Below are 16,628 nucleotides of genomic sequence, written 5' to 3'. Positions count from 1 at the left end.
CGGGAGCATCGCCTGCAGCGAGGAGAGCTTCTTCTCGTGGATCAGGATGTAGGGGTCGTCGAGCTCGGCGACCATCTTCTCGGCGTTGGTGATGAAGTAGGGCGAGAGGTAGCCGCGGTCGAACTGCATGCCCTCGACCACATCGAGCTCCGTCACAGCCGTCTTGGCTTCTTCGGCCGTGATGACGCCCTCGTTGCCCACCTTCTGCATGGCATGGGCGATCATCTCGCCAATCTCGGTGTCGCCGTTGGCCGAGATCGTGCCGACCTGGGAGATCTCCTCTGAGGAGGCGACCTTCCTGGCGCGGCCGGTGATGTCCTTGACCGCAGCCGCAACAGCCTGGTCGATGCCGCGCTTCAGGTCCATCGGGTTCATGCCGGCGGCGACATACTTGGCGCCTTCGCGAACAATCGCAGCCGCCAGCACGGTGGCGGTCGTGGTGCCGTCACCCGCCAGGTCACTCGACTTCGAGGCCACCTCGCGCACCATCTGGGCGCCCATGTTCTCGAACTTGTCAGCGAGCTCGATCTCCTTGGCGACGGTGACGCCGTCCTTGGTGATGCGGGGAGCGCCGAAGCTCTTCTCGATCACGACGTTGCGGCCCTTCGGCCCGAGCGTCACCTTCACGGCGTTGGCCAGCAACTCAACGCCATGCAGCATCTTCTCGCGGGCATCGGACGAGAAACGTACGTCTTTGGCTGCCATGATTGTCACTCCTCCATTGACATGACGATGTGCGGGCCCCGGATCAGGCGGCCTGCTGCAGGGACTCCGAGGCGGTAATCACGCCCATGATGTCGGATTCCTTCATGATCAGGAGGTCCTGACCGTCGATCTTGACCTCGGTGCCCGACCACTTGCCGAACAGGACGCGGTCGCCGGCCTTGACGTCGAGGGGGTTCACCTTGCCGGATTCGTCGCGCGCGCCGGGACCGACGGCGACGACCTCGCCCTCCTGGGGCTTCTCCTTGGCGGTGTCGGGGATGATGATGCCGCCCTTGGTCTTCTCCTCGCCCTCGATGCGGCGGACGACAACTCGATCGTGCAGCGGTCGGAACGTCATAGGATGTCTCCAGCGCGAGATTGACGTGTCGAAAAGCTGTCGGGCGCCCGCAGGAGCCACCCTACGGGCGGCTATCTGGAAAGCCGCATGGGAGCTTTGCCGGCCGCCGCGCAGGTTTTTAGCACTCTGCCACTGCGAGTGCTAGCAGGAACGGCGCGAGCCTGGCAGCAATGCTCCTCCAGGAGTGCTTCTGTAATGGGCCGTCTTACGTCAAGTCCCTGAGTGACTGTCACGCCGCCGGAGTCTTGCTTCTGTTCGTGGTCAGCAGAGCGCTGCCACATCATGCGGTCAGATAGGAGGCGACAAGCCCATCTAAGACACGTGTTCCGCCCTGAATGGCGCTCACGGCACTACTTGCGGCTTTATCGCTTCCCGCGTCCCGGCGACGGGACCTCGGAAGGAGCAGGACGGGTCAGCCCCACTCTGAACAATCGATCTCCTTGTTAGGCCAATGCGCTCTCTCGACCCCAGCGGAAGCCGGTACCATCCACCCACATCCTGTGCAGAACGACAGCCAACTTCCGGGCCAGCGCCACCTTCGCGCGCTTCATGCCCCGCCGCTTGGCCACCGCCAGCGCCCAACGCTTCAGGGCTGAGAAGCGCACGGCGCGCGTCAGCAGGATGTGGGCACCCTCATAAAGGGCGGTTCGTACCATCACGTCACCCACGCGGCTGACCGCACCGGTGATGTCGGTCTCGCCCGACTGATACTTGCGCGGGGTCAGGCCGAAATGCGCGCCGACATCCTTGGAGTGCCGGAAGCGGGCCGGATCATCCACGCCCGAGGTGAAGGTGATGGCGATCAGCGCCCCCACACCCGGCACCGTCATCAGACGCCGGCAGACCTCATCTGTACGCACGATCGCCAGCATGGCCCGATGCAGCTTGGAAAACTCGGCCCGGAGAGCCTCGCGCGCCTGCAGCATCGCCTCAGCCACCCGCTCCAGCATCGTGTGGCCCGCAACCAGTGTGCGGACACGAGTGGCAAACTGGCCTTTGCTGATCTCGCCGACCTTGAGCCCAAAGCCGCGCAAGCCACGCTTGACCGAACAGCTGCGGGGCAGCCGCAGCTCCAGAGGGAGTGCCGAGCTCGGTCACGAACGTGAAGCCCCGGGACCCTCAACACGCCCTTCTTCGACGACGATCGGCAGGCGTCGCCTACTTGAAGGATGGCCTGCCCGGCCCAATCCATGCGTGATGGCAGCAAGCAAATGCAGGGCTCGATTCGGCGGTGCGTTACAGCGAGAAGGACATCCTCCGTGAGGTCGGTCCCAGAGCCCTCGACGCTGCCCGCAGCTACCTGAGCCAGGGCCGGGTCCTCGCTTTCGAATCGGACGGTGAGTTGATATCCGCCAAGGTTCAGGGAACCGCGCGCCACCCCTACGAGCAGACGATAGATCTCGAGGCAGCGCGCGGCGGAGTGAGCATCTCCGGCGAATGTACCTGTCCTGTCGGCTTCAACTGCAAGCATGTCGCGACGGCCCTCCTCTTCGGTCTCCGGGGCGGCTGGTTGGACAGGCCTCCGTCACCGGAGGAGCGGCTCACGCGCCTCCTTGCCGCGACGCCATCGCGCTACACACCCGCGCCCGTCCGCGGCGCGCTCCCTCTGGGACTATCGTCGTGGCTCGATGACCTCGACCGGGCCTGCGCCACGGCCGAGGAGACGTATCCAACGAGCATTGCCCAGCGCCTCGTCTTCGTTCTCCGCCCCGTGCCCGCAGGTGCCGGCCTACCCCGGCTCGGCTTCCAGCCCATCTCCGCACGCCTGCTCAAGGACGGGCGCTTCTCGGAAAGCTGCCGTCCCTATGACGCCGGCGCGGTGTTGTCCGGGCAGCCGGCCAAGTTCCTGCGGCCCTCGGACCTGCGGATCCTGCGCACGGCCACGCTGCTCCAACGCGCGTACGGCACCGGAGCCACGATCAGCCTCGCATGCGACCGCGGGGCCGAGATACTCGCCGAGATCCTCGCGACTGGCCGCGCACGTTGGCTCGACGTCAATGGCCCGGCGCTGACGTCGGGGCCGGCGCGCTGCGGCCGGATTGTCTGGCAGCCGACGGGTGAGGCCGCGCTGGTGCCGCAGCTCGAACTCGACGGTGGTGGCATCGCGCTCAATGCTACGCCGCCTGTCTACGTCGATCCGGCGCAGGGTCACGTCGGGACTGCCGAGACAACCTACGCGCCGCGGGTCGCCGCAGTCCTGCTCGCCGCCCCCGAGGTGCCCGCCGAGACGGTCGCGGCCTTCAACGCCACTCTGGCGCGACGCGTGCCCGAACTCGCAGCCGCGGCAGTGCCGGAGCCGCGCCGGGAACGGATCGCGGGCGTCGTGCCGATCCCGGTCCTGCACCTGTTTGCCGCCGATCTGCCGGCAGAGCTGCCGCGACCGACCGGCTACTACGGCTACGCCTACAATCCCGTTCCGCAGCTGGAGCGAATCGGGTTGGCTCGACTTTCGTTCCGCTACGGCCCGGTCAGCACGACTCTCGGCGAGAGCAGGCCCGTGGTGACGCGCCTGAACGGAGGGCGGCTCGTCGAGCTCCATCGCGACTCCGGCGCAGAGCGCCGCGCCCTCGCCACGCTCCTGGCGAACGGCTTCGCCCCGGTGCCGGAGCGCCGCGCGCGGGTGCCTGCGGAGCACGTGCACGACTTCGTTCCGGAAGGCGACGACCTCGTCTGGCTCGATACGCAGTACCATGTCCTGCCTCATCTCCGGGCAGAGGGCTGGGAGATCGCGGTCGCCAGCGACTTCCCCGCCCGGCTTCTGCGGGCGGACGCCTCCATCGAGGCCGACATCCGCGAGAGCTCGGGCATCGACTGGCTCGAACTGCACCTCGGCGCCATGGTCGACGGCGAGCGGATCGATCTGGTCGGCCCGATCGTGGCGATGATTGCGTCTCCGGGCTTCGACGCAGCGCTTGTCGAGGCCTCTGCGGACGAGGACGAGGCCGCCTACATCCCTCTGGGCGACGGACGCGTCCTCGCATTCCCGGCGGCGCGGCTGGAAGCGATCGTGGCCGCGATCCGGGAACTCGCCCTGGGTGGCGCGATCGGGGAAGACGGTCTGCGCCTCAGTCGAGCCGATGCTGCCGCCCTCGCGGCCTTCGAGGCAGCCGTCCCCGAGGTGGTCTGGCGTGGAGGCGAGCGCATTCGCGAGATGGGCCGCAAGCTCAACGAGAGCGGCGGCATCCCGCCAGCGATCCTGCCGTCGAGCTTCCGTGCGACGCTGCGGCCCTACCAGCATGAGGGCGTGTCCTGGCTCAGTTTCCTGCGGGAGGTCGGCTTCGGAGGCGTGCTCGCCGACGACATGGGGCTCGGCAAGACCGTGCAGGCGCTCGCGCTCGTAGCGATCGAGAAGGCGCAGGGCCGGCTGGACGGCCCCGCGCTCGTTGTCGCGCCCACCAGCCTGATGGCGAACTGGCGCCGGGAGGCGGAGCGGTTCGCGCCGGACTTGCGCGTGCTCACGCTGCACGGCCCGGACCGGGCGGAACGTTTCGAGGCGATTGCCGGCTGCGACCTCGCGCTGACCACCTACCCGCTGGTCGCACGCGATCACGCCATCCTAGCGGCCCGGACCTGGCACCTGCTGCTCCTCGACGAGGCGCAGAGCATCAAGAACCCGCAGGCTGCAACCACGAGGCTGCTGCTCGAGATCGAGGCGCGCCATCGATTCTGTCTGACCGGCACCCCGCTCGAGAACAACCTCGACGAGCTCTGGTCGCTGTTCGCCTTCGCCTGTCCCGGCCTGCTCGGCGATCGGAAGGGCTTCGGGCGGATCTGGCGTGGACCGATCGAGAAGCAGGGCGACCGCGAGCGCAGCCGCCTCCTGGCTCGTCGGGTGAAGCCCTTCCTGCTGCGGCGAACCAAGGAGGAGGTTGCTCGCGACCTTCCGCCCAAAACCGAGATCGTCGAGCGCATCGACCTAGCCCCGTCCCAGCGCGACATCTACGAGGCAATCCGCATCTCGATGCACGCGCGGGTCAGCGCGGCCATCGCCGAGCGCGGGTGGGCCCGCAGTCGGATCATCATTCTCGATGCCCTACTGAAGCTGCGGCAGGCCTGCTGCGACCCGCGCCTGCTGAAGCAGGTCGGCCGAAGCACCGGCGGCAGGACCGAGACAATGGCGAACAAAGAGGCGCTCAAGCAAAGGGCCAAGCGTCATACCGACGCAGGCTCGGCCAAGCTCGACCGGCTGGAGGAGATGCTGCTCGAGCTGCTCGCGGAGGGCCGGCGCGTCCTGGTCTTCTCGCAGTTCACCTCGATGCTGAGCCTGATCCAGGCACGACTGGCCGCTCGGGCGATCTCCTACGCGCTCCTCACCGGCCTCACCCGTGACCGAGAGGCCGCGATTCGGCGGTTCGAGGACGGCTCCGTCGACGTCTTCCTCGTCAGCCTGAAGGCAGGTGGAACCGGGCTCAACCTGACCGCGGCCGACACCGTGATCCTCTACGATCCCTGGTGGAACCCTGCCGTGGAGGATCAGGCCGTCGACCGTGCGCACCGGATCGGCCAGACCAAGCCGGTCTTCGTGCACAAGCTCGTGGCGAGCGGCACGATCGAGGAGAAGATGGAGGTCCTGAAGGAACGCAAGAGCGCGCTGGCCCACTCCCTGTTCGACCATGAGGGAGCGCCGACGCTCGCGATGACCCAGGCCGACCTCGATCTCCTGCTTGCCTCGTAGCTCAGCTTGAGCGTGCCGCGGCGCGGGCGTGTCCGGCGCCTCGAGCTCCATGGTTTGGGGTATCTGTCGGATCGATCGGCGACAGGCTCCATGCCGAGGCTCCTGTCCAGACAACCGCTTGCGGTGGAGGACACAGCGATCACCCCACGCGGCAACTGGTCCGCACTAGCGTTGCAGCCACTCCCCACACTACTACCCACACCAGCGTCTCGGAGCGGAAAAACATCAGCCTCAACAGATGCTTAGCCGCATAAACTGCTGTTCTGGGGGACTAGGGGTCGGAGGTTCGAATCCTCTCGCTCCGACCATCAAACCCTTTAAACTCAAAGGGCAATCCCGGTCGGCCCTGTCTTTGGCGGCGCCGTTTCTAACGGCGCCGACGGGCCGGAATCGGCACAGAGCGGCACCCAAGCACCCACATTTTTACCCACAGCTGGTTCCGAATCCTCCTGCGCCTCGAGAGCATACGGAAGCGCGTACCATCACGGAGGCCGAGGACGTGGACACCGACCTCGGCCACATCCGCTCGGCTGCAGCGCACGCCCAAGCCGCGACTACGTCGCGCGATTCGCGGGGCGCGGTCGGCAAGTCGCGCCGGGTGGCGGGGATGCGGCGCGCGTACCGGCAGACGCAGAACGAGCCGTGAGCGAACCGACGAAGCGGACGCCGTCTGGGCCTGACAAGCATCGCCGACTTGCCCCCTCGGCTTCGCTGGAACAGCATGCTTGGCGGTGGGTTGAACCGCGATGCGATTCCTCTCGACCTTCCTCGGCGGCACGGCCGTCTGCGCAGCCTTGCTCACGGCTCTGGCCCTTGCAATCAGGCCGGCGGATGCGGATTCGGTGACGGCACGTCGGCAGTCGTCTGGGCTGAAGGCGGCGACGATCCTTGGCACTGACGCACCGGTACCAGGAACCACGCGCCGTTGACCGCCAGCCCAGATCGGATTGGCGGCATCCCTGCCGCTTCCCCAATTACGTCACCTCAGCCTGCCCGGCTCGCCGCGGCGGGCATTTCCGAGCTCGCTCATACATTCGGTGTTGCCGCCTCCTCCCGAATGACAGGCTGGGCGTATTGCAGGATACGCGAAGCGCTCGCAGGCTACTGGTGTGGGGCCGAGCAATAGCCGCCCAGACCTCACCGCCAGGGGATGCCCCGCGGCCTGAGCACCCGTGCGGCTTACCCGTGCGCCGCGCACTTCACCGTTGTGAAGGTCACGGCGCCTGATTGGGTGGACCGTTCGCTAGCCGGAACACGTCCGATACTCCTCAAGCACCGCATTGTACCGACTGTAGTTCTCCTAGTACCGCACCCGTCCGGCCGCGTGACGCCCGACGATGCGCCTGTAGAGCAGCATGTGCCTCGACATGGTCTTGGAACGGTACCGGCACACCAGCAGCGAGTATCAGAAGGCGGCCGCGGCGGCTTGATTCCGCTCCATGTCACGGGATGCGTCGGTACCGCTCGTCGACGCGGATCGTATAGTCCGCTTCGCAAAGCTTCCTAGTGTGCTCGACGTTCCGGGCTAGGAGGTCCAGTGCCTTGATGACCTCCTCGCGCTGGCCCGTGATCTCGTCAACGAAGGAAAGCGGAAACTCCTTGCCATCTTGTCCGTCCACGAGTTCCTTTGACATTTTCCGCCGCGTGGCTGCGAGGACGCAGAGCAGGTTGGAGAGAGTGACAATCTCGGTCAGCGTCATGTTCGTGAGTTCGACCGCGACCTCATTGTCGGCCGAGGCTTCCGACGACTTGGAAGTCGTTCCGCGCAGCGCCAAGCCGAGCCCCTGATCCCCTGCGTCCCCGGCCGCATATTTCGTCTTCGAGAGGTCGAGTTCGCCGCGCAAGGTCCGGTACTGCTTGGCGACACCGCTCCCGTTGTTGGACCCCGTCCCATACCCGACCAACCTGAACCGCATCGCCCGACAGCCCATCCCACGCAACGCCTTAACGGCCAAGCTATGGCCGAAGCCTGGTTCCGGAAAGACCCCGAAACACGGCGAATGGGCTCGTTCGGCAGTGCACGACGATGCACCGGACTGAACGGGTTTGAACGGGAATGCACGGGGTGGCCCGGGTCCCTAAGGAAGGGCGGTCAGGGAGAACCTTGCCAAGGTTGGGGTCGAGGGTTCGAATCCCTTCGCCCGCTCCAGCTGATAGCCCGATGGCGCCGGTCCCAGATCTTCGATCGAATCATGGCCCCCACGAGTGGCCAGCGCGTGCGGCGAAAGCTTGGCCGTTTCACACCCCGGCCCAGAGTTCGATAAGGGCAGAGGCAGTGGCCAAGACTGGTATCGCCAGGGCAATCAATCCGATGATCTTGATCGTGCGCATGAGGCGCTCCTCCCAGAACGGGAGCCTCATGCGCCGCGTCTCATTCCGCTTCCGTGATCCGGATCACGCTCGCCGAGCCACTGAGCGAGGCGCAACTTGGCGCGGGTCCGATCAGACGTAGTGGCGGAACACCACTTCGGCCGCCGCGGGCTTCGCATTGTCTTCGTTGCTTGTGCTGACATCGCGGCACGCCACAGCAGCCGGCATCAGAAGGGCGACAAGGGACAGCAACCAGCGGAACGGGGTGACGGTCATGTGAGCCTCCTGGCGTGGTCCGGACCGGGTCGTCAGCCTCACTATAAGCAGGGCATTGCCCCTGTGTGTCGTCACGCTTTCCGAACGGTTGCGCCGTGCTCAGGCGCACCTAACCGTCCAGCTGAGCCCCGCCATCAGAGTCATAATATCGCGAGCCTGCTTGCTGAGGCGCGGCTTTCGACGTGCGCGATGGATTTGGCTGCTGAGACAGCGACCAGGGTTATGGTCAGGCAAAGCGCCATCGCCAGCAGCGCTGCGATCCTCCTGTTCGTGTGTGGGTGAACGTCCTGCATGGAAGCCTCCGAATTTAGGGAGCATGCCTGTCAGCTCGGTGGGCGACCATGATGGCGATCACGCGCACCAGACAGCCAGCGTGACCGTGAGCGGCCGTCGGCCTCAGGCCAGCACAGCAGCCAAGGCAACCGCGAAGTCCGCCACTGGCCAGCTATGCGCAGCCGTGGGCTTGTCTGCCGCTCAGTATCGCTACCCGGTCTCGGCGAGCACGTGCTTCTCGGCCTTGCGGATGACCGAGATCGGATCGCTGCCCCGCTGCTGGGCCAGCAGGAGCAGATCGGTGATCAGGCCGACGATCTGACAGGTGGGCACACCGCTCTCTCCACGTCGGTCAGCGCCTTCGGCCCGAAGGTAGCCGTCGAGCGCAGTCTGAGCGAGGCTGGTGCGGCTGGCTTCCGCAAGCATGAGGCGCCTCCTTGGCAGCACGTCCTAGTGAACCGTGTTCCCTGGCAGTCTGTCCGGTGACAGGCGGCATTCGTGGATCAGGCATCCGGCACGGTCGAACAGACCCTGCCAAGCCGCTTCCCGACATTGGACCATGACCCGGGACCGGCCCCTGTCGGCCCCACGCCGCATCTCGATCCGCGTCTGGACAAGGCCCAGCATCATCGCGCCCTTCAGTTGCTGGGTTGTGACACCGAGCTTGCGCGCGAAGTCATCCGGGTCGACGATCCACTCACCCCGGGTATCGCGATCGAAGCGCATGGGCCTGCCCTCCATCTGCTCGGCAGCAGATGCGGGCTGCGACTGATCCTATCACTCTGTGCCCTCAGGAGAGGCCGGCCAGGCTTGCGGTGACAGGCCCGGTCGAGCGTGACCGGGCACCGGCGGAGCAGGCAGCATCCGGCTTGAGAGCCTGCTCGTGGTTTTCGACGAGACCGGGTGTTCGGGCGAGATCGTGGCCTGCCGGGGCGATCGGTTGGCAGTGGACGTCCGGATCTCTTTCGTCTGCCTCAACGATCGGGATCGGGTGGTGAGGTAGCGAGCCCCTCGATCTTGCAGGGCCCCGTCGGCGACGAGGCCTTCGAGGAGAGCATCAGGCTGCAGGGCGTGCCGGTCCGGATCAAGGCCCTGCCGCAGCCCGGGTGAGCCCCATGGGTCCAACCCCCTCGAAACGGCAGTCGGGCTAGCGGCACCGTCCTGGTGGGGCCGCGGGGACAACGGGCCGGTTATGATAGGAAAATAACAAAGTTGTCTGTCCCGTTTTCTCTGGTCGTGACTGGCCCCGGGGCGGCCTGTCCCGCCTCGGAGCGGTTTCACGCATCGACCTCCTCGGCATCATCGGCGAAGGGGTCCATCCCAGGCCGAAGTGGACCGGCCTTCAGTTAGGGCCGGACGCGAACGTGACTGGACTCCGGGCAAGTTGCGTCCCTCTTTGCTCGGGGACAACAGGGGCATTCTTATAGAGATCATCTTCTTCTCTGTCCCTGTTATCCCCGGGTTGTCCCTCGCCGACGACCGATGATCCCATCGAACTCGGAGTCAGTGTGCGCCAGACCGGCCCCTGGGGACTGTAATCGCGTAGGCGTGGTCGAGAGCGTCCAAGTCGAGGTCGATGAAGCGATGCCCGGTCCCGTCGAAGGCCGCCGGGACAGGCCTTCTCAGGAAGCACACCGCTGGATCCGCCGAAGGACCAAACAGGGCCCGAAGCGGAATGGCCGATCCTGGCCGAGAGCGGCCGGTCCGCTTTCCGCATCAGAACGGCAGAAGCGGACAATCGTTACGGCCCGAGCTGCCATCTCAAGGTGAGCTGAAGCGGCCGAGCTCTGCGCATGCAAGGAAACCCCAGCTGCGAGCCGTCCTCACGCGGCCAGCAACTCGTCGGCTGGTCCGAAGAACTCGTAATGAATGCGGTCCGAGCGAACGCCAGCCAGAGCAAGACCGCTCACGAATGCTCTCAGGAAGGGGCGCGGACCGCACAGGTAAAAGTCCGCCTCGCCAAGAGGTGTGTTCGCCTGAAGCCATTCCACGCTGATCAGCCCAGCATGGTCGTAATCCTTACCCTGGCGGTCTTCCGCCCGTGGTTCGACGTAGAAGGTTGTGGCGGTCATGTTCCGGTGAGCTTGTGCCAGCGATCTGACCTGCTCTTTCATGGCGTGCGTCGCGCCGTTCAACGTGCCGTGCACGTACTGGACCTGAACGTTCGGGTGCTGGCTCGCGATTGCCTCCAGTATGCTCATCATGGGCGTCAGGCCGACACCGCCACTCAGGAGGACGACTGGCCGCGGCGATTCCTTGTTCAGGATGAACTCGCCCGCCGGCGGAGCCACCCTCAGGATCTGTCCCTCCTGCACGTGGTCGTGCAGCCAGTTCGACACGATGCCGTTGGGCCCACGGTGCGCCCGTGCCCAGCCGCCAGAAGATCCCGTTGAGCACCCGCCGATCGTTCACCCGCTCCTTGCCGCGCACGTCCGTTGGCAGGATCGGCTCGATCACCGCCCATTCCGCATCCATCAGGTCAAACCGCGCCATCCAGAACCCTCCGTGTCCAGAGGGCTAACAATGCCGCGGCTCACCCGTGCCCGACTTTATGGGTTTGCGACCTGGACACTTTTGGCCGAGCATGACGATGTCGCTGAAGATGAGATCGATGCGCGCCGGCGAACTCAGGATCGCCAAAGCCGGTGGGATCCGGAGCAGATGTGAACCGCGCGACTTCTACTCCTTCACGGCGCCAGTGAGCGCCGAGACGTAATATTCGACGAAGAAGGAGTATAAGACAACAAGCGGCAGCGATCCAAGAAGCGCTCCGGCCATAAGCGAACCCCACCGATATATATCGCCATCCACAAACTCGCTGACGATCGCCACGGGCACAGTCTTATTCTGGGTGGAGGATAAGAACGTAAGGGCGTAAATAAACTCATTCCAGCATAACGTCAGGGAAAATATCCCGGCCGATATCAAGCCTGGAAAAGCCAGCGGCAGAATGATCTTGAGGAGGATCTGCCACCGGCTCGCACCATCAACCAGCGCGCATTCCTCAAGCTCGTAGGGAATAGTCTTAAAATAGCCCATCAAGAGCCAAGTTGAAAATGGGATCAAGATAGTCGGATAGGCTAGAATTAGTGCGATAGGCGAATCGAACAGGCCGTAGGCTTGGATGATGGTGGCGAGAGGGATGAAGAGAATAGAGGGTGGTACGAGATAGGCAAGGAAGATCGCTGCACCAACCCAATTCGCACCGCGATATCGGATCCGCACGCAAGCGTAGGCGGCGAGTACACTAGCAAAGAGTGAAAGCAACGTCGCCGCCACCGACACGTACATCGTATTCCAAAGCCAACGTGGATATTGCGTTTCGAAGATAAGCTTTTGAATGTGCTTGAGAGTCGGAGAGACGACGAAGAACGGATTGTAGCGTTCCATGTCGATGAGCTGCTCGTCCGGCTTGATGGCGGTCAAAATCATCCAATAGAATGGGAAGAGCAGCACGATGAGGATTAGCACCAGCGGCAGGTAGATCATGACAACCCGGCGCGGCAGCCGTTCGAGATAGGACATCCCCTCCGAGTAGTCGTCGAGTTTCGCCGATGCTTCAGGAAGGGCGGCCCGGTATGCGCGTGAGACGATGGCCTTCATCGATCTGGCTCCCCAGCCTGCCAAGCCCGGCGCTGCAAGCCAAACCACGAGATCCCAATTGCCAAGAGCAGAAACGGTACCATGGCCGTTGCGATTGCCGCCCCCTCACCGAGCGTGCCCGACAGAATGCCCCGTTGGTAAGAGAGCGTGGCCATCAAATGAGTCGCGTTGACGGGGCCGCCACGCGTCATGGCCCAGATAAGCTGGAAGTCTGTGAAAGTGAACAGTACTGAGAACGTCATCACAACCGCGATGATCGGCGTAAGCAGTGGCAAGGTGATCCGGCGAAAGATCTGCCAGGGTGAGGCGCCATCTATGATCGCAGCCTCGTATAGGGACGGCGAGACAGTCTGAAGGCCTGCGAGTAACGTGATGGCGATGAAGGGAATGCCGCGCCAGATGTTGGCGAAGATCACGCAGGCACGGGCAACGTTCGGGTCTCCTAAAAAGTCTATGTTGCCGTCGATGAGGCCGAGCCGGCGCAGAGACCACGACACGATCGAGAACTGACTGTCAAAGATCCACCAAAACGCGATCGCTGAGAGGACGGTCGGCACCACGAAGGGTATCAAGACTATTGACCGGACAAGCGACTTAAACGGGATCCTCTTGTTAAGGAGCAATGCCAGGTATAGGCCAGCGGCGAACTTCAAAAGCGAGGCCACAGCCGTGTAGAGACATGTGTTGAAGACCGAAAGCCAAAAAACGTCATCATCCCAGAGCCAAGCATAGTTTTCCAGGCCGATGAAGGCACCCGAACGCCCGATTCGGGCATTGGTGAAGGACAGCCAAATCCCCTTCAAGAGAGGGAATGCAAGGAACAGTCCGAGGATCAAAGCCGTCGGCAGCATAAACCAGAAGCCGACCCAGCCGCGGCTTGCGATAAGTCTGTCCCTTACGGAACGGCTGGCTAGAGAGGCAGGGGTGATCTGCGTGAGCACTGAGTTCACCGTGTGCTTCGGAACTCCAGCGAAAGGTGCGGGCCGCGGGGGTTCGGAACGTCTCCGTGGCCCGCTCTCGCAGGATCAGGTATTCCGGAAGATACGCTGAGCGGCCCGCTCCGCGTTGCGGATCGCCCCCTTCACGTCCTCGCGGCCCGTGCAGTGGCTCGCGAACATGTCGACAATGACGAAATCGGCAAGTACGGCCGCGATGCGTTCGCTCACCGGGGCAAGGCCGCCCGCAGCAAGTGAACGTTTCGCTGCTTGCGCAAAGACGGCGTTCTTAGGATCTTTCGTCCAGATCGGGTTTGGCGGGTACTTCGCCAAAGGCTCGGCAAGGTAACCTTGTGCAGCCTCGAGCCAGGGCCCATAATTGGTCGCATCCATCATGTAAGCGATAAACGCTTTGCACGCATTCGGCGCCTTCGAATACCTGAATATAAGCATCGGATAGGAGATCTGGAACTCAGTCGGCTTACCCACCGGACCAACCGGGAACACAGCATGGTCCATGTCCTCAGCGATTTTCGGATTCTCGTTCTTGGCGGCGGCATAGATCGAGATACCGTTATTGGTCAAATAAATGTCTCCGGACAAGAAGGCCTTATTATTAGACGAATCGTTCCAGGACACAGTGCCTGGTACGAAGGTTTCATAAAGCGATTTAACGTAAGTCAGCGCCTTGGCCGTCTCGGGCGAGTTGATCACGATTTTCTCATTGGCGTCGACGAGGTTGCCACCGTGGGACCAAAGAGCCCAATGGCACCATGCGTTGCCGTCGCCCGTTGCATGACCGAGAGCGAAACCGGCCGGCGTGTTGTATTTCTTCATCGCGCGGCAAAGCTCAAGAAAGCCGCCCGTGTCTTCGGGAAACTTGTCGAAGCCGGCCTTTTTCACTGCCGAGATTCGATAGTTGATGTATCCGCCGTTGAAGGCGACCGGTATCGCGATCCATCGACCCTTCACTTTGCCGTAGGCTTCCGCAGACGGGTACCAAGGGCCGTATCTTTTCGCGAGCGACTCGGCGACGTCGTCGACCGGTAGGCATTTATCGGGAAACAGGGCCGGGAATGAGTAGAGTCCCCAGATCATGTCGGGGCCTTGGCCGGTGTTTGCTGCCACCGATGCCTTGGGCTGGATATCGTCGTAGGACTCATTTGTAACCGTCACTTTGACGCCAGTCGCATTCGTGAAGGCGTCGGTAAGCTTCATGAAGGCTTCGTCTTCGGACGGCACGAAGCGCTTCCAACGCAGAAGTGCGATGCTGGCATTGGGCTCCGGTTTCCACTCGGAACTCTGCGCCCAGGCTCTGGCAAAGCCGAGGAAGTCGCCCGAGCCGGCAAGGCCTGCAGCGGCCACGCCTCCGAGAAGCGAACGGCGATCAAGAATAGGCATCGTGTGGATACTCCCTAGATCGTCTCAGATGGCGGGGACTGGAACCCCTTTGTGGAAGGGGCCGGCGGCCCGGAACTCGCTCAGGCGGCCACGCGCCGGCCGCTCTCGGCGTCGAAGAAATGTACGAGGCGCGGACGCAGCTTAAGCACCTCCTTGGGTTGGGGCAGGACGCGCTCGCGAAATACGGTAGTGAGTTCCTGGCCGCCGGCCCGCACGGACAGCAGGGTTTCGGGCCCTGTCGGCTCGACGACGGCCACCTCGGTGGGAGCACCATCGGGTGCGATCTCAAAATCCTCCGGGCGCACACCAAGGATCAAGGGGCGCCCCTCCGCCAGCGAGGGGGCGGAATTTAGGGGAAGCGACAGACCCGAACTTGTCGCAAATACGAGGGAACCATTCGCTCGCACCTGGCCGGGAATGAAATTCATAGCCGGGGAGCCGATAAAGCCTGCGACGAATATATTGTCTGGCCGATCGTAGAGTTGCAGCGGGGGGCCGATCTGCTCGACCAGACCGTTATGCATCACGACGATCCGGTCGGCCATGGTCATGGCTTCGATTTGGTCGTGCGTCACGTAAATTGTGGTGGTCTTAAGCCGCTGATGCAGTTCCTTGATCTCGGTGCGCATCGCCACGCGTAGCTTCGCGTCGAGGTTCGACAATGGCTCGTCGAACAAGAACACTTGCGGGTCGCGTACGATTGCCCGACCCATGGCGACACGCTGGCGCTGGCCGCCGGAGAGCTGTCGTGGGTAACGGTCGAGCAATTGGCTGAGGCCAAGGATCCGCGCGGCGCGCGCGACGCGCTCGGCGATCTCAGCCTTCGGAGCCTTTCTCAGGCTCATCGAGAAGGCCATGTTGTCGCGAACAGTTAGGTGCGGATAAAGGGCATAGTTCTGGAACACCATGGCGATGTCCCGCTCCTTAGGCGGCACGTTGTTCACCACGCGCTCGCCGATGCGGATCTCGCCGCCGGAAATGTTTTCCAGCCCCGCGATCATGCGCAAAAGGGTCGATTTCCCACAGCCGGATGGTCCGACCAGAACTACGAATTCACCGTCCTGGATTTCCACCGAGACGCCGTGCAGCACGTTCGTCGAGCCGAACGCCTTGCGTACGTCGCGGACTCCTACCGACGCCATGTTCCCTCCGGAGCCTGTCCGCTCTCGAGGCGGTTAGCCTGACGGCCACTATAACCATCTGTCAGCAGGCATGTGTAGCGGCCGAAAGAGATTCGTTTGAACACTTCACCAGATATCAATTCCTCGGTGCTGCGCGTGGGCGGGCTTCGAACCTAACTATTTGGTAGCAGGAACAGCCCGGGGGCCTGAGCCTGCTCTGCAAACAGGAACCGCAGCCCGCAGTGGCCTTGACCTGACCGGTATTCTGGACCGGACTAGAGCTGTTCCCGGTTAGGTAGCGACGGCCAAGTCGTCCTCGTACCCAGCTGCGGCGAGGTAGTTGCGGCACTCCTGCGAGGTGAAGCGGGTGAAAGCCTGCCGGATCGCCGCCCAGAGATCGGGGATCGTGCGGGCTGCCGCGCTGCGCAACAGCGCCCTGAGCTTTGCGAAAACCTGCTCGATCGGGTTGAGATCGGGACTGTAGGACGGAAGGGACATGAGCCGCGCTCCCGCAGCCTCGATCGCTTCCTGCACGCCCGCGACCTTGTGGGCGGGCAGGTTGTCCATGACGACGATGTCGCCAGGCTGCAGCACTGGGATCAGGGTCTCGGTGACATAGCTGCGGAAGCGCGTGCCGTTCGTGGGGCCATCCAACAGCGCGGTGGCACACAGCCCGCTCGTGCGCAGTGCGGCGGTGACGGTCGTGGTTTTGTAATGTCCCTGCGGGGCTGCGAGCCGGCAGCGCTCGCCGCGTGGCGCCCAGCCGGAGCGGCGCGCCATGTTGGTGGCAGCGGCCGTCTCGTCCAGGAACACCAGCCGGTCCGGGTCGAGATCGGGCTGCGCCTCGAACCAAGCCTCGCGGGCCGCTCTTACGTCCGCACGCTCCTGCTCCGATGCGTGCGTCGCCCCTTTTTCCAGCTGATCCCGTGCCGCTGGAAGAAGCGTGACAGACCGCTCGTGCTGGTCTGCAT

14 protein-coding genes and 3 pseudogenes are annotated in these 16,628 nt (G+C 63.8%); 2 read left to right on the top strand and 15 right to left on the bottom strand.

Annotated features, from left to right (window positions below):
* The 3 genes and pseudogenes from groEL to WDW90_RS28235 all read right to left on the bottom strand — a co-directional run.
* Positions 1-705, bottom strand: a 705-nt coding sequence (gene groEL / locus WDW90_RS28245) for a chaperonin GroEL (protein WP_336490827.1), incomplete at its 3' end; no start/stop codon positions are given.
* 43 nt (positions 706-748) lie between these two features.
* Positions 749-1,063 (bottom strand): co-chaperone GroES, encoded by a 315-nt coding sequence (gene groES, locus WDW90_RS28240; RefSeq protein ID WP_336490826.1) that lies wholly within the window; start codon positions 1,061-1,063, stop codon positions 749-751.
* Positions 1,064-1,506: 443 nt separating this feature from the next.
* Positions 1,507-2,097: pseudogene (locus tag WDW90_RS28235) on the bottom strand (transposase); the annotation flags it as partial.
* 197 nt (positions 2,098-2,294) lie between these two features.
* Here WDW90_RS28235 and WDW90_RS28230 point away from each other — a divergent pair.
* A complete protein-coding gene (locus WDW90_RS28230; RefSeq protein ID WP_336490825.1) occupies positions 2,295-5,738 on the top strand; it encodes a DEAD/DEAH box helicase in 3,444 nt (1,147 codons plus the stop codon).
* 499 nt (positions 5,739-6,237) lie between these two features.
* On the top strand, positions 6,238-6,384 hold the full coding sequence (locus WDW90_RS28225; protein WP_336490824.1) for a hypothetical protein: 147 nt from the start codon (positions 6,238-6,240) through the stop codon (positions 6,382-6,384).
* A gap of 796 nt (positions 6,385-7,180) precedes the next feature.
* On the opposite strand, the gene WDW90_RS28220 is transcribed toward WDW90_RS28225, so the two are convergent.
* The 12 genes and pseudogenes from WDW90_RS28220 to WDW90_RS28165 form a co-directional block, all read right to left on the bottom strand.
* Positions 7,181-7,654, bottom strand: coding sequence for a hypothetical protein (locus WDW90_RS28220; protein ID WP_336490823.1), 474 nt, complete (start codon positions 7,652-7,654; stop codon positions 7,181-7,183).
* A 526-nt stretch (positions 7,655-8,180) separates the two neighbouring features.
* Positions 8,181-8,324 carry a hypothetical protein gene (locus WDW90_RS28215; RefSeq protein WP_336490822.1) on the bottom strand — a complete coding sequence of 48 codons (144 nt, stop codon included), beginning with the start codon at positions 8,322-8,324 and terminating at the stop codon, positions 8,181-8,183.
* 140 nt (positions 8,325-8,464) lie between these two features.
* A complete protein-coding gene (locus WDW90_RS28210) occupies positions 8,465-8,617 on the bottom strand; it encodes a hypothetical protein (protein ID WP_336490821.1) in 153 nt (50 codons plus the stop codon).
* 190 nt (positions 8,618-8,807) lie between these two features.
* On the bottom strand, positions 8,808-9,023 hold the full coding sequence (locus tag WDW90_RS28205) for a hypothetical protein (RefSeq protein WP_336490820.1): 216 nt from the start codon (positions 9,021-9,023) through the stop codon (positions 8,808-8,810).
* A 24-nt stretch (positions 9,024-9,047) separates the two neighbouring features.
* Complete coding sequence (locus WDW90_RS28200; RefSeq protein ID WP_336490819.1) at positions 9,048-9,323, bottom strand: DUF6522 family protein; 276 nt, start codon at positions 9,321-9,323, stop codon at positions 9,048-9,050.
* Positions 9,324-10,420: 1,097 nt separating this feature from the next.
* The gene (locus tag WDW90_RS28195; protein ID WP_336490818.1) at positions 10,421-10,936 is read right to left on the bottom strand and encodes an NO-inducible flavohemoprotein; all 516 of its coding nucleotides are present in this window, start codon (positions 10,934-10,936) and stop codon (positions 10,421-10,423) included.
* Between the two features lie 10 nt (positions 10,937-10,946).
* Positions 10,947-11,090: pseudogene (locus WDW90_RS28190) on the bottom strand (transposase); the annotation flags it as partial.
* A 186-nt stretch (positions 11,091-11,276) separates the two neighbouring features.
* A complete protein-coding gene (locus WDW90_RS28185; RefSeq protein ID WP_431311139.1) occupies positions 11,277-12,200 on the bottom strand; it encodes a carbohydrate ABC transporter permease in 924 nt (307 codons plus the stop codon).
* Positions 12,197-13,141: a carbohydrate ABC transporter permease gene (locus tag WDW90_RS28180; protein ID WP_431311138.1), complete on the bottom strand. Its 945-nt coding sequence runs from the start codon at positions 13,139-13,141 to the stop codon at positions 12,197-12,199. Before WDW90_RS28180 ends, WDW90_RS28185 begins: the two co-directional genes overlap by 4 nt.
* A gap of 84 nt (positions 13,142-13,225) precedes the next feature.
* On the bottom strand, positions 13,226-14,536 hold the full coding sequence (locus WDW90_RS28175; protein WP_336490816.1) for an ABC transporter substrate-binding protein: 1,311 nt from the start codon (positions 14,534-14,536) through the stop codon (positions 13,226-13,228).
* An 80-nt stretch (positions 14,537-14,616) separates the two neighbouring features.
* Complete coding sequence (locus WDW90_RS28170; protein WP_336490815.1) at positions 14,617-15,678, bottom strand: ABC transporter ATP-binding protein; 1,062 nt, start codon at positions 15,676-15,678, stop codon at positions 14,617-14,619.
* Between the two features lie 270 nt (positions 15,679-15,948).
* Positions 15,949-16,628: pseudogene (locus tag WDW90_RS28165) on the bottom strand (IS630 family transposase); the annotation flags it as partial.

The organism is Methylobacterium nigriterrae, from assembly GCF_037106235.1.
Taxonomy (GTDB): domain Bacteria; phylum Pseudomonadota; class Alphaproteobacteria; order Rhizobiales; family Beijerinckiaceae; genus Methylobacterium; species Methylobacterium nigriterrae.
Note: the sequence above shows the minus strand (reverse complement) of the source record. Positions and strands in the feature narration are given on the sequence as shown.